Genomic DNA, 14,672 nt, shown 5'->3' on the forward strand with positions numbered 1-14,672 from the left:
ATTTTTATGATTTTAGAAAATAATACCGCCAAAAAAGTGGCTGAGTTGCTGCTGCAAATTAACGCAATAAAATTGAATTCTGAAAATCCTTTTACGTGGGCATCGGGTTGGAGGTCTCCTATTTATTGTGATAACCGAATTATTTTATCATATCCTACTGTAAGAGAGCAAATTGCAGAAAATATGGCTCAACAAATAAAAAGGCTTTATGGTATTCCTGACCTTATTGCAGGAGTTGCCACAGGAGCTATCGGGATAGGTCTTTTAGTTGCCGAAAAGCTAAAACTTCCTTTTATATATGTTCGCCCTGAACCCAAAAAACACGGAAGACAAAATCAAATAGAAGGTAAAGCCGAAAAAGGACAAAAAGTGGTTGTTATTGAAGACCTTATCAGTACAGGAATGAGTAGCTTAAACGCTATTAGCGCTCTGAAAAACAACAACTTACATGTACTTGGTATGCTTGCTATTTTCTCTTACGGGTTTGATACAGCAATACAAAATTTTGCCAAAGAAAATGTAACAATTCACTCCCTTAGCGACTACGAACATTTGCTCGAAAAAGCCATCGAAATAAAATATATTTCAGAAAATGAGTTAGAAACCTTAAAAAAATGGCGCACACAGCCCGAAAAATGGAATCAGTTATGAAATTAGAAAGCAAACCTACCTCTGTGGCTCAAACTAGCCAATTTATTTTTGAAAAAATGGAAAATCTTGCCAATTTTGAAGTTCTAATGCCTGATAATTTACAAAAATTTGTTGTATTAGATGAAAAATCATTTGTTTTTGCTTTAAAAGGAATGCCAGAAATTCATCTTGAAAAAAAAGAAAGCACACCATATAGTCGGTTAGTATATGGAGCAAAAGAAGGAAAAATACCTTTCGGATTAATACTTTTACTTCAATCAATATCGGAAAAGGAAGTTGAAATACAATTCGTTTTTGAAAGTAATTTGAATCCAATGATGGCAATGATGGTAAAAGCCCCTGTAAGCAAACTTATTGAAACAATGGCAGAAAAGCTAAAAAATATACCTTTTTAAAAGTATTATTTAGACTATTTTTTTATTAACATACATCAATATTTTCTATTGATTTTTATTATATCTTTGTCGCAATATAAAATTAACAAAAATAAATCCTATCATTATGTCTTTAAAGAAAGAATATGACAATGGTGAATTGACTATTGTTTGGCAACCCGATAAATGCACACATGCAGGAGTTTGCGTTCGTACATTACCGAATGTATATAAACCCAAAGAAAAACCTTGGATAAATCCTGAAAATGCAACAATTGAAGAATTAAAAAATCAAATAGATAAATGTCCATCAGGGGCTCTTTCATACCGAATGAATACATCTATTGAAATTACTCATACAGACCGAGAACAAAATGGTATTTTTCAGGCCTTTGAGAAAGGAATCGCTATGGGAGAAATAACGTATGCATGGTCAGGGAAAAATACATTTATAGTCACTCATACGGGAGTGCGTCCTGAGTTTGAAGGCAAAGGAATTGCTAAAAAAATGTTTCTAGAAGTTATCCGATATGCTCGTGAAAATCAGAAAAAAATCGTTCCTCTTTGTCCTTTTGCCAAAGTTATGTTTGAACGATATGATGAATTTCGAGATGTTTTAAAATAACGTATTCCTTTTTATAAATTTAATTTTATACATTTTAATTTTTTTTAGCAAGAAATTTTCTGATTTCTTGCTTTTTTATTTATAACAAATTTGATTCTTAACCTATATCAATTTTTAAAAAAATATTTGAAATTGTATCTTTGTACTATAATAATGAATAAAAAAACATAAAGCTACACGATAAAAACTTCTTAACCTATATCAATTTTTTTTATTTATAGTTGTTGTAACTTTGTGTTATAAATTAAAATCATAACAAGATGAACAAATATGTAATTCTAAACGTAACTGAAAACACAAAAAATGTTAGTGAAGTAGCTAAACAACACCCTGCTATTGAGTTTGAAACAATAAACAATATAGAACAAGCTATTGAAAAGCTACATAATTTATCTGCAAATGTTATCTTTATTGATGAATCTATTTCAGAAGAAGATACTGAAAAGATCCAAAAAATAGGAACACTTTTGCACCCCGATGTAACTATCCGTTTGGTCGATTTTAATAATCAAAACGAATATGACCAATTGGTTGTAACACTTCGTAAGGAATATTTTAAACAAAAAATGACTCGATATACTTTTGAAGACAACCCAAATTTGAATAATCCGTTTTTGAATTTGGATAAAACCAACATTTTTAATTAAGAAATTGAATCTTAAAAAAAGAATAAAATTATAAATAAATATAAACCAATAAAAAAAATTAGTAATGAGTACAAAAAATGTAGAAAAAATCGTTAGCCCTGGTGTGCCCCACTTTGTAGGAGATGGGTTCAGAGTACATAATTTTATACCAGGAATATACCCAATGGAGCGAACAGACCCTTTTATTATGATGGATTATAATTCTCCTTATGTATTTCCTCCAAGTGAAATACCCAAAGGCGTTGATGTTCATCCACACAAAGGATTTGAAACGGTAACTATTGCCTACCAAGGGAAAGTAGAACACGGAGATAGTTCAGGTGGTGGTGGAGTTATTGAACAAGGAGATGTGCAATGGATGACCGCTGGAAATGGTGTGTTACACAAAGAATTTCACGAAAAAGAATGGAGTAAAACAGGTGGAACTTTCCAAATGATGCAATTATGGGTTAATTTACCTGCAAAATACAAATCGACTCCCGCTAAATACCAAGCTATAAGGAATAGTAACATTCCAAAAGTATCTATTGAGAACGGAAATGGTAGTGTAGAAGTTATCGCAGGCGATTTCAACGGCACAAAAGGTGTTGCTTCAACCTTTACCCCTATCAATATGTATAATGTTAATTTGAAAAACGAAACAAAAACAACTATTCAGTTTCCAAAGCATTATACAACATCATTGATAGTTATTAGTGGAAGTGTACAAGTGAATAATCAGCATGATGTTGCTAATGACCACTTTGTTTTATTCAAAAATGATGGTGAAGAAATAACCTTACAAGCAACTTCCGATACTAAAATTCTGATGCTTAGTAGTGAACCTATTGGAGAGCCTATTGCTGCTTATGGTCCATTTGTGATGAACACCCGAGAAGAACTTGTACAAGCCTTTAAAGACTTTAATGAAGGTAAATTTGGGAATTTAAACTAACTAATTAGTAATTAACACAAACTAAAAAGTTCCGTAAAGTATATTTACGGAACTTTTTTTATTATAAAAAATGATAAAAACTTTCAACAACCTTATGAAAAAAATAGTCAAAAAAATAAAAACTATATACAAAAAAGAAAAAACCACCTAAAATAATATAAAAACCACAAATTATCAAGCAAAAAGAATATGAAAAGTAATAAAATCTATCTTTTACCTACTGAAAATAATATCCAAAAAAATAAAAATAATATATTCCTTAATAAAATTTATATCAAAAAATAAAAAATTTGATTTATACCTAATGATTTTTATTTCAATTATAAAAAAATGTTTTATTGGCTATAAAAAAAGATTAAATAAAATAATTTAGTGTTTTTAATTTATTGAGCAAACTCAGACATTTTAGCAAATTCAGAAAGCGTAGTTTCGTGTATATAATAATTACCAAAACAATTATCCGATTCTATATATTTTGCATTGATTTTTGTTTCCTTAACAAGTTTATCATCAAGCATATTCTTAATTATTATCCAACCTGCTTGTCTTTCTATAATAATCGTTTCATTGGTACGAACCGAATCCTTATAAAGCAGACTTCCTTCTGTAATAAGATTTCTTTTAATCGTTGCTGCTCGAATCGTTTTTCCGTTTTCAAGCTGAAAAATTTTCATTTCTTGATCATCATCAATGGTATATTCGTAAACACGTTGTCCTTTTTCATTATATATTTGGCAAGAGTAAGCACCATCTTCCAGTAGTGTTTTAGAATATCTCAATATTTTTTGGTCATCATAATTTTTCTGCTCAATAAGCGTCCCTTCCCTATATGAAGTATAAGCATCATTTTTTTCTAAGTCGGCGTAATAAATACCTTGATAAGGCATACCATCATTATATGAAAGAGCCGATTTTACTTGTCCTTTAGGAGTATAAAAAGTAATTTTGCTGGGTAATTCGTCTAAATTATATTCCAATTTACTTTTTTCTTTTTTATTTTTATAATAATGAATTGTAGTTACATAATTTCCCAATTTGTATTCAGTTTTTGAAGTTAAAATTCCTTCTTCGTTAAGAGTATATTCTGAACCTTCGTACGGAAATTCTATTCCATCTTCATCTGCTTTATATGTTAATTCACCTATTTTTTTCCCTTTTTCATTATAAAAAATAGTTGTTTTAGACATATCTTTTTTAGAAAATATTTTTCCATTCGGATAATAACTTTCCTCCGAAATGGCTTCTCCTTTGTCATTCCATCTAGTAATACTTTTCACTCGCATTGGTTTGTAATAATACGAAACTTCCATACCACGAGGTTCATAAGTATCTGTATATGTAAGTGTTCCTATTAGTTTTCCTTTTATATCGTAATAATCTATTTTTTTAACAGATAAATCAGCTTCTTCTATTTGTTCAACGCGTATTTTGTTAATATCCTGATCATAAATTATTTGTTTATAAGAACCATCTTTTTTTCTTAAATTTACCTGATTATAAGGAAAATAATCATCTGCATACAAAAGACTTTTACTTTCAACGCCTTCTCCATCGTGTTTTTCTTCATAGGTAAGACGACCTTTTTCGTCATATCCTTTGGCTTGAATACTTTTTCCGTCTTGTACCTCTCCGGTTACTTCTATTTTTCCATTTTCGTAGTAAAACGTATATTTCCCAATAAAATCGGTAATACTTTCTACTTCCAACGTTTGTGAATATCCTTCCATTTGAAGTTGTCCATTAAGATAAAAATCTTTTATATGATAAATACCTTCTTTTTCGGTAACTTCTCGGTATAATTCAGCCTCTTCCTTAGATACAGGATTTCCGTTAGAATCAATATAAATACGCTCTTGGGCATAAAAAAATGCTGAAAATAGCATAGCAGTCAAAATAACGATTTTTTTAATCATTGGTATATAAATTTGATAAGGCAAAAATACGATTTTTAACTCAATTTAAAAATTTCTACACTAAATTTATTTTCTTTTACTCTATTTTTTATATGTATTGATAATAATATCAAAATATGTAGTATCGTAAGTGCCTTTCATTGAGTAAAATATTTCTTTTCGTTGCAAAGGATTGACAGGTAGTTCAATGAGTTTCAAATCAGTATCAAGCATTTGTGCTGTTTGTTCATCACAATACTTTTTAGCTTCATCAAATTTTTCTTGATTTACAGCTGTGATAAATTTCTGTGTTACAACCTCTGGCGTATTATCTTTATTACCACAAGAAGCTATAATAATACCAAATAAAATAACAAATAGTTTTTTCATTGTTCTAAATAAATTTTCATTAACTGCGCAAAGATAACTATTTTTTTTAATTTTCATAATTTCTTTGAAAAATATTTTTATTTTTGCATTTACTCAAAGATCATTGAAAATGATATTAAAAAACATACATCACATAGCTATAATTTGTTCAAATTATGAAATATCTAAATCATTTTACATCAATGTTTTAGGAATGAAAATTATACGCGAAGTATATCGAAAAGAACGTAATTCGTACAAGTTAGATTTAACTTTAAATGGCAATTATATTATTGAACTTTTTTCATTTCCAGATTCACCACAACGTCTTTCTTATCCTGAGGCTTGTGGACTTAGACATTTAGCCTTTTCTGTTGAAAACATCGAAATTTTCTGTCAAAAACTATCTGAACAAAATATTCATTTTGAACCTATTAGAATAGATGAATTCACTCAAAAAAAATTCACTTTCTTTACTGATCCTGACAACTTACCTATTGAGTTATACGAAGAATAATTTACTGACTACAAATATTTTATACTTAAAGAAATATAATTATTAAATCTATTCGATACCTGAAATCTGTCATTTTGTCAGTTGCTTTATAATTGGAATACAAATTGATAATTCTTCTACAAATAACAATCTAATAAAGAAGAATATGAATTTTAATAATTATACCATTAAATCACAAGAGGCTATTCAAAGAGCCCAACAAATCGCCCAAAGTTTGGGACATCAAGATTTGCAAATTGAACACATTTTCAAAGGAATAGAAGAGGTTGATAACAATGTACTTCCATTTCTCTTGAAAAAACTGAATGTGAACGTAGGCACATTAACTCAAAACCTACAAAAAGCATTGGATTCATATCCGAAAGTGAGCGGAGGCAGTATGTCGCTCTCTCGTGAAAGTGCCGAAATGCTCAACGAAGCCAGTAATATTGCCAAAAAAATGAATGATGAATATGTTTCTATCGAACATTTGTTGTTGGCTATTTTAAAAACAAAAAATAAAGTATCGCAATCGCTGAAAGACCAAGGAGTTACCGAAAAAGAATTGGAGAAAGCCATTAGCGAACTGCGTAAGGGTGAACGGGTTACGTCTGCTTCTGCCGAAGAAACGTACAATTCGCTGAACAAATACGCCAAAAATCTAAATCAATTAGCCGATAGCGGGAAACTCGACCCCGTAATTGGACGTGATGAAGAAATTCGGCGTGTGTTGCAAATTCTTTCGCGAAGAACCAAAAACAACCCGATGTTAGTCGGAGAACCAGGTGTAGGAAAAACCGCCATCGCAGAAGGATTAGCACATCGCATTGTACAAGGAGATGTTCCTGAAAATCTGAAAGATAAGGTTATTTTCTCTTTAGATATGGGAGCTTTGATTGCAGGGGCGAAATACAAAGGAGAATTTGAAGAAAGGCTCAAATCGGTTGTGAAAGAAGTAACAACTTCTGATGGAAATATTATCCTCTTTATCGACGAAATCCACACTTTGGTAGGTGCTGGTGGAGGCGAAGGGGCGATGGATGCAGCCAATATTTTGAAACCTGCATTGGCTCGTGGCGAACTCAGAGCTATCGGTGCAACAACTTTGGACGAATACCAAAAATATTTCGAAAAAGACAAAGCCTTAGAGCGTCGTTTTCAGAAAGTTATGGTAGAAGAACCCGATACAGAAAGTGCGATTTCTATCCTTCGGGGAATTAAAGAAAAATACGAAACGCATCATAAAGTTCGTATCAAAGACGAAGCTATCATCGCTGCCGTAGAACTTTCTGAGCGATATATTACCAATCGTTTTTTGCCCGACAAAGCGATTGACCTGATGGACGAGGCGGCTTCAAAATTGCGTATGGAAATCAACTCCAAACCCGAAGAATTGGACGTGCTTGACCGAAAAATTATGCAGTTAGAAATTGAAATTGAAGCGATTAAACGTGAAAATGATACAGAAAAACTCAAAACACTTAATGCTGATTTGGCAAATTTCAAAGAGGAACGCAACCATATTTTTGCACAATGGCAAAGTGAAAAAACCTTAGTTGATGAAGTGCAAAAAGCGAAAACCAATATTGAAAATTACAAATTGGAAGCCGAAAAAGCCGAACGTGAGGGCAATTACGGAAAAGTAGCTGAGCTTCGTTATGGAAAAATAAAAGAAGAGCAGGACAAACTCGAAAATTTACAAAAAGAGTTGGATAACCAAAAGGATAAAGCACTTGTTAAAGAAGAAGTTACACGTGAAGACATTGCCGAAGTTATCGCTAAATGGACAGGCATACCCGTTACCAAAATGATGCAAGGCGAACGTGAAAAACTACTTCATTTGGAAGAAGAATTACACAAACGAGTGGTTGGACAAGAAGAGGCTATCGAAGCCGTTTCCGATGCGATTCGTCGAAGCCGTGCAGGATTACAAGACGCTAAAAAACCAATAGGTTCATTCCTTTTCTTGGGAACTACGGGGGTCGGAAAAACCGAACTTGCCAAAGCCCTCGCTGAATATCTGTTCGATGATGAAAATGCGATGACTCGAATCGATATGAGTGAATATCAGGAAAGACATTCGGTAAGCCGATTGGTAGGGGCTCCTCCAGGGTATGTAGGGTATGACGAAGGCGGACAACTTACAGAAGCCGTGCGAAGAAGACCCTATTCGGTAGTGTTATTGGACGAAATTGAAAAAGCACACCCCGATACGTTTAACATCTTGTTGCAAGTATTAGATGAGGGGCGACTAACTGACAACAAAGGACGTACCGCCGATTTCAAAAATACGATTATCATTATGACCTCTAATATTGGTAGTCATTTGATTCAAGAAAGCTTTGAAAAACATAGCAAGGACATCGAAAAAGCAACCGAATCAGCCAAAGATGCTGTTTTGCAGTTACTTAAACAAACCGTACGACCTGAATTTATCAACCGAATTGACGATATTGTAATGTTTACGCCACTTTCAAAAGCAAATGTAAAAGAAATTGTACAGTTACAATTCCGAAATATTGTCAAATTGGTAGCTCGTGAAAATATCATTTTGGACGCCACGCCTGAGGCAATAGCTTACTTGACTGAAAAAGGATACGACCCTGAGTTTGGAGCAAGACCCGTGAAACGTGTATTACAAAAAGAATTGTTAAACCGCCTTTCAAAAGAGATTTTGCAAGGAAACATCACTACGAACAGCGTTATTTTAGTTGATGCTTTCGAAAATAAATTAGTTTTCAGAAATAGTTAATACAATTTATTAGCTTATACATCATAAAGAGGTTGTATGAAACAACCTCTTTATTTTATTTCTCTATGTTATCTATCAGTCTATATTTTCTATATTACAAATTTCACTATCTCAAATAAAATCTTTATTTTTGTCCCTTGTAAAATTTGACAGATAAATACAGAAGATAAAAATGGCAAATCAAGAAGAATTATTCAAGCAAGTTATTTCACACGCCAAAGAATATGGCTATATTTTCCAATCAAGTGAAATTTATGACGGACTTAGTGCCGTGTATGACTACGCTCAAAACGGAGTTGAGTTAAAGAAAAATATCCGTGAATATTGGTGGAAAGCGATGGTGCAAATGCACGAAAATATTGTCGGGATTGATGCGGCAATTTTTATGCACCCAACCACGTGGAAAGCCTCTGGTCACGTTGATGCCTTTAACGACCCGCTTATCGATAACAAAGATTCTAAAAAACGCTATCGTGCCGATGTGCTGGTAGAAGATTATGTCGCTAAAATTGAAGATAAAATCGAAAAAGAGGTAGCCAAAGCTGCCAAACGTTTCGGCGAATCATTTGATAGAGAGCAATTTGTAACAACCAATGCTTGGGTAATTGAGTACAAAGAAAAAGCCGATACCATCTTAAAACGATTAGCAAAATCACTTGAAAATGAAGATTTAGCCGATGTAAAAGCGTTGATTGAAGAGTTAGAAATCGTTTGTCCAATTTCAGGAAGTAAAAACTGGACAGAGGTAAAGCAATTCAACTTAATGTTCGGTACAAAACTCGGTGCAACTGCCGATACTGCAATGGATTTGTACCTTCGTCCTGAAACTGCTCAGGGAATTTTTGTCAATTTTTCAAATGTTCAAAAAACAGGTCGTATGAAAATCCCATTTGGAATTGCTCAAACAGGAAAAGCATTTCGAAATGAGATAGTTGCACGTCAATTTATCTTCCGTATGCGTGAGTTTGAACAAATGGAAATGCAGTTTTTTATCAAACCTGGAACACAACAAGAGTGGTATGATTATTGGAAAGAAACCCGTCTGAATTGGCATTTATCATTAGGCTTAGGCAAAGAAAATTATCGCTTCCACGACCACGAAAAATTGGCTCATTATGCTGATGCAGCCTGTGATATTGAGTTTAAATTCCCGTTCGGATTCAAAGAATTGGAAGGAATTCACTCACGAACCGATTTTGATTTGAGCAATCACGAAAAATATTCAGGTAAAAAATTACAATATTTTGACCCAGACGAAAATAAAAGTTATGTACCTTATGTATTGGAAACTTCCGTAGGGCTTGACCGTTTGTTCTTGGCGGTATTCTCCAATGCGTTGCAAGAAGAAACGTTGGAAGGTGGCGAAACCCGAACCGTATTGCGTTTGCCATTTGTGTTAGCTCCAACCAAAGTAGCGATTTTACCTTTATTGAAAAAAGATGGATTACCAGAGATAGCTCGTGAGATTTTTGATGATTTGAAATATGATTTCAATGTAGCATACGACGAAAAAGATGCGGTAGGACGACGTTATCGTCGTCAAGATGCAGCAGGAACGCCTTTCTGTGTAACGGTCGACCATCAAACCAAAGAAGACAACACGGTTACTATCCGACATAGAGATACAATGGAGCAAATGCGTGTCAAAATAGACGAATTACGTGACATTATCTTCAAAGAAGTGGATATGAATCAGTGGTTACGAAAATTAAATTAAAAAATAATAACTTCTAAAAATATATAAATATGAAAGCATACGTTTTCCCTGGACAAGGAGCACAGTTTGTTGGAATGGGCAATGATTTATATGAAAATCATTCAATTGCTAAACAACTTTTCAAACAAGCTAACCAAATTTTAGGATTTTCGATAACAGATATTATGTTTGGCGGAACGGAAGAAGATTTAAAACAAACCAAAGTAACACAACCCGCCATTTTTTTGCATTCAGTTATCTTACGTGAAGTTTTAGGAAATAATTTTCAACCTGATATGGTTGCTGGGCATTCTCTCGGAGAACTTTCAGCATTAGTAGCAAGTGGTGTTTTATCTCTTGAAGATGGACTTACATTGGTTTCAAAACGAGCTTTGGCTATGCAAAAAGCCTGTGAACTTAGGTCTGGAACAATGGCTGCCGTATTAGGTTTAGAAGATAATAAAGTAGAAGAAATTTGCACAACAATACAAGGAATTGTAACACCTGCCAATTATAATTGCCCTGGACAATTAGTTATTTCTGGTGAAGTAGAAAGTGTTAATTTGGCTTGCGAAGCAATGAAACAAGCGGGAGCAAAACGAGCTTTGGTTTTACCTGTAAGAGGCGCTTTTCACTCTGAACTAATGAGTCCCGCACGAGAAGAATTAGCTATTGCCATAGAAGAAACTGATTTTAAAAAACCTATTTGCCCTATTTATCAGAATGTTACAACGGTAGCAGTTACTGACCCTATCCAAATTAAGAAAAATCTTATTGCTCAATTAACCGCTCCTGTCAAATGGACACAAAGTATTGAAAATATGATCAAAGATGGAGCAACAACCTTTATAGAAGTAGGTCCAGGTAAAGTTTTACAAGGATTGATTAAAAAAATCAATAAAGATGTTGAAGCATTTTCAGCAGAAGTATAAATATTTCAATTTTTCAAGAATATAAAATATAATTCAGTTTTTACTCGTTTTAATTAAAAAAGGTATCCTGTATGGATACCTTTTTTTAATTAAATTTTTTGTTTAGCTTATGGAGCTACTACATTTCCTTTTATACGTAGAGCAACTGTTGGAGTTTCTGTAGCATTTGAGGTAATTGTTATCGTTTTTCTGATAGCTCCCAAGTTAGCTGTATTGTATTTTACTTCGATTTTTCCTTTTGCCCCAGGAGCAATAGGTTCTTTTGGCCAAGAAGGAACCGTGCAACCACATGTAGAAATAGCCGACGAAATAACAAGAGGTGCTTTGCCTGTGTTAGTAAATTCAAACACACGTACACCGTCGTCTCCTTGTTTTACGGTTCCATAATCAATTTCTTCTGTTACGAATTTGATTTCTGCTTTTTTCTCTTGTGCTTGTGCAACAAAACCTAATGTTGCTACAAATAAGAAAACTAAAATTTTTTTCATTTCTTAAAAATTTAATTTGATAAACTAGTTATGTTTTGAAAATATTAAAACAATTTATGTTTTATTTCACGAGGCAAAGGTATGATAGATTTTTTTAATAACAAAAATATTTTTCATAAAATTACACTCTATTGAATTATCACAAAAATTATGCCAAAAACCCTTACAATGTCATATATTCTGAAATAATTCATTTTGTAAAAAAATAAAATGTTATCTTTATAATTTTCAATTCTCAGATTTTTATGTACTTTTGCACAAAAAATATAGTTTACTTTGTTATTCTTTCAATTCATGAAAAATTCTACACCTCTCTTGTCTACTTCTTGCTCGTTTAATAATTTTTCAACGAAAAAGTATTCTTTATATTTGCTCATAGCTCCGTTGTTTATTATTATTGGAATTATTTTATTCCTACATAATAAAGAAGCTTTAAATGCATATTCATATGCATCGATACAGAAAGATTATTTCTTTTTTATCAATTCAAAATTATCACAATTACCTAATTTACAACATAATTTAACCCAACTTGGTGATGCTCTAATTATCTTATCGTTAATGACTATTTTTATTATATATATTCCAAAAATATGGGAGGCTTTGCTCTCAGCTTCTTTACTATCTCTTTTATTTTCAAGAAGTTTGAAAGAATTTTTTGATATACCAAGACCTGCTACCATATATGATAATGATACATTTTCTATAATAGGCAAAACAGCAGTTGGTTTTTCAAGTTTTCCTTCAGGACATTCAATTACAATTTTTACAACACTTACTATCTTATTATTTGCTTTCATGCCTAAATCTTTGATTAAAAGAATTTTATGGATATTTTTCATCATTGGTTTGGGATTGATTTTAGCTTTCACTCGTGTGGGAGTTGGAGCACATCACCCATTGGACGTCGTTATGGGAAGCGCTATTGGGTACATAGCAGGAGTCTTAGGGATTATTATTGCTCAAAAATATACCATTTGGAGTTGGATTACCAACAAAAAATACTATCCGTTTTTTATTTTATTATTCTTGATTTGCGTTATTATCTTGATAATCAAAATATTAAACGAACCTCTAATTATTTATTATATTTCCTTGTCAAATCTAATTATTTCATTATATCTAATTACAAAAATTTATGTTAAAGAAATTAAAAAATAATCTATCACTTATTCAATTTGCTCTTATTATAAGCATTTTGAATTTTGTTTTTTTTCATTACGGATTTTTCAATTTCGTATTTCAAAATATTGATTACAAGAGTTTTAACGGATTTTTGCTTGTTATCAGTCTATTTATACTGATGATTATAGCTAATTTTTTTGCCTTTTATTTAATATTATTTTTATTGCGTAAGGGAGGAAAATTTCTACTTGCTATTTCCTTCATTATCAGTGCTATTGCTGTATATTTTGTCAATACATACAACATTATTGTTGATGAAAGTATGATTGGTAACGTACTGAATACCAACTATGAAGAATCAAGTAGTTTCTTCTCTTGGAAATTGATTCTTTACATTATTTTTTTAGGAATACTTCCAACTATTTATATTTTTAAAATCAAAATTATATATCCTTCTATAAAAATTTTTTTTAAAACTATTGGATTTACTTTACTGGGAATCATCGCTTTAGTGGCAATAAACGCAAAAAATATCCTTTGGATTGACAACAATTCGAAATACTTAGGTGGATTGGCTATGCCTTGGGCATATTCGGTAAATACATCGCTTTACTATATTCACAAAGCTCAAGAAAATCGTCAAGAAATTCTACTACCAGATGCCACAATAAAAAATAACGAAAAATCAGTAGTGGTTTTAGTTATTGGCGAATCGGCTCGAAGCCAGAATTTTTCGCTCTATGGTTATGAAAAAAACACAAATCCTTTGCTTTCTAAAACAGAAAATATATTTCATTTCAAAACAAATTCGTGTGCTACTTATACTACCGCCGCAGTAAAATGTATTTTAGAACACCAAAATACAGGTGATTTATACGAAATTTTGCCCAATTATCTCAATCGAAATGGCGTAGATGTAGTTTGGCGAACTACCAATTCGGGAGAACCACCTATTCACATTGAAAAATATCAAACTGGTAGTCAATTACGAGAACACTGCCAAGATGAAAGATGCCATTATGATGAAGTGCTTTTAAACGGATTAAAAGAACAAATTTTAGAAAGTGATAAAGATAAAATTTTAATTATTCTTCACACTTCTACTAGCCATGGACCTACATATAGTAAAAAGTATCCTTCTGATTTTGAAATATTTAAACCCGTTTGTAATAGCGTAGAATTAGGAGACTGTACACAAAAAGAACTTATCAATGCATACGACAATACCATTGTTTATACAGATTATATTTTGCATAAAATTATTGAAAATTTAAAAGAATTAAAAGATTACAAAAGTACGATGCTGTATATTTCAGATCATGGAGAATCATTGGGAGAAAAAAGCCTCTATATGCACGGACTTCCGATGAGTATTGCTCCAAAAGAACAGTATGAAGTACCATTTATCGTTTGGTTGCCTGAAGGAATAAAACAGATAAAATCACTAAAAGAAGTTTCACAACATCATGTATTTCATAGTGTTTTGAATTTTTTGTCTATTGATAGTCCTATTTACAATGAAGAATTGAGTATTTTTAAAGAAAATGACTAATTTTTTTTATTTTTTATTGATATCAATCTATAAAGTAAAATTATTATAATTCAGTTCTTACTTTTTCATTGGTTTCAGCTATCAAAAATATTTTTTTTGATGTAATCAAACGTTTATTTATTTGTATATCCGTAATCAC

General features: G+C 32.0%; 14 protein-coding genes. 11 read left to right on the forward strand and 3 right to left on the reverse strand.

What is annotated here, in order from left to right; all coding sequences use genetic code 11:
- Window positions 1-6 precede the first annotated feature (6 nt).
- The 5 genes from pyrE to OO775_RS07745 all read left to right on the forward strand — a co-directional run bounded on the left by pyrE (window position 7) and on the right by OO775_RS07745 (window position 3,231).
- Window positions 7-651 carry an orotate phosphoribosyltransferase gene (pyrE, locus tag OO775_RS07720; protein ID WP_264846500.1) on the forward strand — a complete coding sequence of 215 codons (645 nt, stop codon included), beginning with the start codon at window positions 7-9 and terminating at the stop codon, window positions 649-651.
- Complete coding sequence (locus OO775_RS07725; protein WP_264846501.1) at window positions 648-1,046, forward strand: SRPBCC family protein; 399 nt, start codon at window positions 648-650, stop codon at window positions 1,044-1,046. Before pyrE ends, OO775_RS07725 begins: the two co-directional genes overlap by 4 nt.
- 106 nt (window positions 1,047-1,152) lie before the next feature.
- Window positions 1,153-1,650, forward strand: coding sequence for a GNAT family N-acetyltransferase (locus tag OO775_RS14080; RefSeq protein ID WP_309297244.1), 498 nt, complete (start codon window positions 1,153-1,155; stop codon window positions 1,648-1,650).
- 260 nt (window positions 1,651-1,910) lie between these two features.
- Complete coding sequence (locus OO775_RS07740) at window positions 1,911-2,297, forward strand: hypothetical protein (RefSeq protein WP_264846502.1); 387 nt, start codon at window positions 1,911-1,913, stop codon at window positions 2,295-2,297.
- 64 nt (window positions 2,298-2,361) lie between these two features.
- The gene (locus tag OO775_RS07745; protein ID WP_264846503.1) at window positions 2,362-3,231 is read left to right on the forward strand and encodes a pirin family protein; all 870 of its coding nucleotides are present in this window, start codon (window positions 2,362-2,364) and stop codon (window positions 3,229-3,231) included.
- A gap of 383 nt (window positions 3,232-3,614) precedes the next feature.
- Here the strand turns inward: OO775_RS07745 and OO775_RS07750 are convergent, their stop codons facing one another.
- Window positions 3,615-5,144 carry a hypothetical protein gene (locus OO775_RS07750; RefSeq protein WP_264846504.1) on the reverse strand — a complete coding sequence of 510 codons (1,530 nt, stop codon included), beginning with the start codon at window positions 5,142-5,144 and terminating at the stop codon, window positions 3,615-3,617.
- A gap of 81 nt (window positions 5,145-5,225) precedes the next feature.
- Entirely contained in the window at window positions 5,226-5,513 is a 288-nt protein-coding gene (locus OO775_RS07755; protein ID WP_264846505.1) for a hypothetical protein, read from the reverse strand.
- A gap of 109 nt (window positions 5,514-5,622) precedes the next feature.
- Between OO775_RS07755 and gloA2 the strand changes: the two genes are divergently transcribed.
- The 4 genes from gloA2 (at window position 5,623) to fabD (ending at window position 11,368) form a co-directional block, all read left to right on the forward strand.
- Complete coding sequence (gene gloA2, locus OO775_RS07760; protein ID WP_264846506.1) at window positions 5,623-6,009, forward strand: SMU1112c/YaeR family gloxylase I-like metalloprotein; 387 nt, start codon at window positions 5,623-5,625, stop codon at window positions 6,007-6,009.
- A 145-nt stretch (window positions 6,010-6,154) separates the two neighbouring features.
- Window positions 6,155-8,740 (forward strand): ATP-dependent chaperone ClpB, encoded by a 2,586-nt coding sequence (gene clpB, locus OO775_RS07765; protein ID WP_264846507.1) that lies wholly within the window; start codon window positions 6,155-6,157, stop codon window positions 8,738-8,740.
- A gap of 172 nt (window positions 8,741-8,912) precedes the next feature.
- Window positions 8,913-10,457 (forward strand): glycine--tRNA ligase, encoded by a 1,545-nt coding sequence (locus tag OO775_RS07770; protein WP_264846508.1) that lies wholly within the window; start codon window positions 8,913-8,915, stop codon window positions 10,455-10,457.
- Window positions 10,458-10,486: 29 nt separating this feature from the next.
- Window positions 10,487-11,368 (forward strand): ACP S-malonyltransferase, encoded by an 882-nt coding sequence (gene fabD / locus OO775_RS07775; protein ID WP_264846509.1) that lies wholly within the window; start codon window positions 10,487-10,489, stop codon window positions 11,366-11,368.
- Between the two features lie 107 nt (window positions 11,369-11,475).
- On the opposite strand, the gene OO775_RS07780 is transcribed toward fabD, so the two are convergent.
- Window positions 11,476-11,856, reverse strand: a complete 381-nt coding sequence (locus tag OO775_RS07780; RefSeq protein ID WP_264846510.1) for a DUF1573 domain-containing protein — start codon at window positions 11,854-11,856, stop codon at window positions 11,476-11,478.
- 561 nt (window positions 11,857-12,417) lie between these two features.
- Between OO775_RS07780 and OO775_RS07785 the strand changes: the two genes are divergently transcribed.
- Together OO775_RS07785 and eptA are read left to right on the forward strand one after the other, a co-directional pair.
- Window positions 12,418-13,017, forward strand: a complete 600-nt coding sequence (locus OO775_RS07785; protein WP_264846518.1) for a phosphatase PAP2 family protein — start codon at window positions 12,418-12,420, stop codon at window positions 13,015-13,017.
- Window positions 12,995-14,533 (forward strand): phosphoethanolamine--lipid A transferase EptA, encoded by a 1,539-nt coding sequence (eptA, locus tag OO775_RS07790; protein WP_264846511.1) that lies wholly within the window; start codon window positions 12,995-12,997, stop codon window positions 14,531-14,533. Before OO775_RS07785 ends, eptA begins: the two co-directional genes overlap by 23 nt.
- Window positions 14,534-14,672: the final 139 nt, after the last annotated feature.

The sequence above is a fragment of the Capnocytophaga catalasegens genome, assembly GCF_026005215.1.
In the GTDB taxonomy this organism is placed as follows: domain Bacteria; phylum Bacteroidota; class Bacteroidia; order Flavobacteriales; family Flavobacteriaceae; genus Capnocytophaga; species Capnocytophaga catalasegens.

Excerpts from the sequence above, each read along its gene's own strand:
- OO775_RS07780 (WP_264846510.1), bottom strand. The coding sequence starts at position 11,856 with ATGAAAAAAATTTTAGTTTTCTTATTTGTAGCAACATTAGGTTTTGTT.
- eptA (WP_264846511.1), top strand. The coding sequence starts at position 12,995 with ATGTTAAAGAAATTAAAAAATAATCTATCACTTATTCAATTTGCTCTT.
- OO775_RS07750 (WP_264846504.1), bottom strand. The coding sequence starts at position 5,144 with ATGATTAAAAAAATCGTTATTTTGACTGCTATGCTATTTTCAGCATTT.
- OO775_RS07740 (WP_264846502.1), top strand. The coding sequence starts at position 1,911 with ATGAACAAATATGTAATTCTAAACGTAACTGAAAACACAAAAAATGTT.
- gloA2 (WP_264846506.1), top strand. The coding sequence starts at position 5,623 with ATGATATTAAAAAACATACATCACATAGCTATAATTTGTTCAAATTAT.
- fabD (WP_264846509.1), top strand. The coding sequence starts at position 10,487 with ATGAAAGCATACGTTTTCCCTGGACAAGGAGCACAGTTTGTTGGAATG.
- pyrE (WP_264846500.1), top strand. The coding sequence starts at position 7 with ATGATTTTAGAAAATAATACCGCCAAAAAAGTGGCTGAGTTGCTGCTG.
- OO775_RS07785 (WP_264846518.1), top strand. The coding sequence starts at position 12,418 with ATGACTATTTTTATTATATATATTCCAAAAATATGGGAGGCTTTGCTC.
- OO775_RS07755 (WP_264846505.1), bottom strand. The coding sequence starts at position 5,513 with ATGAAAAAACTATTTGTTATTTTATTTGGTATTATTATAGCTTCTTGT.
- OO775_RS14080 (WP_309297244.1), top strand. The coding sequence starts at position 1,153 with ATGTCTTTAAAGAAAGAATATGACAATGGTGAATTGACTATTGTTTGG.
- OO775_RS07770 (WP_264846508.1), top strand. The coding sequence starts at position 8,913 with ATGGCAAATCAAGAAGAATTATTCAAGCAAGTTATTTCACACGCCAAA.
- clpB (WP_264846507.1), top strand. The coding sequence starts at position 6,155 with ATGAATTTTAATAATTATACCATTAAATCACAAGAGGCTATTCAAAGA.
- OO775_RS07745 (WP_264846503.1), top strand. The coding sequence starts at position 2,362 with ATGAGTACAAAAAATGTAGAAAAAATCGTTAGCCCTGGTGTGCCCCAC.
- OO775_RS07725 (WP_264846501.1), top strand. The coding sequence starts at position 648 with ATGAAATTAGAAAGCAAACCTACCTCTGTGGCTCAAACTAGCCAATTT.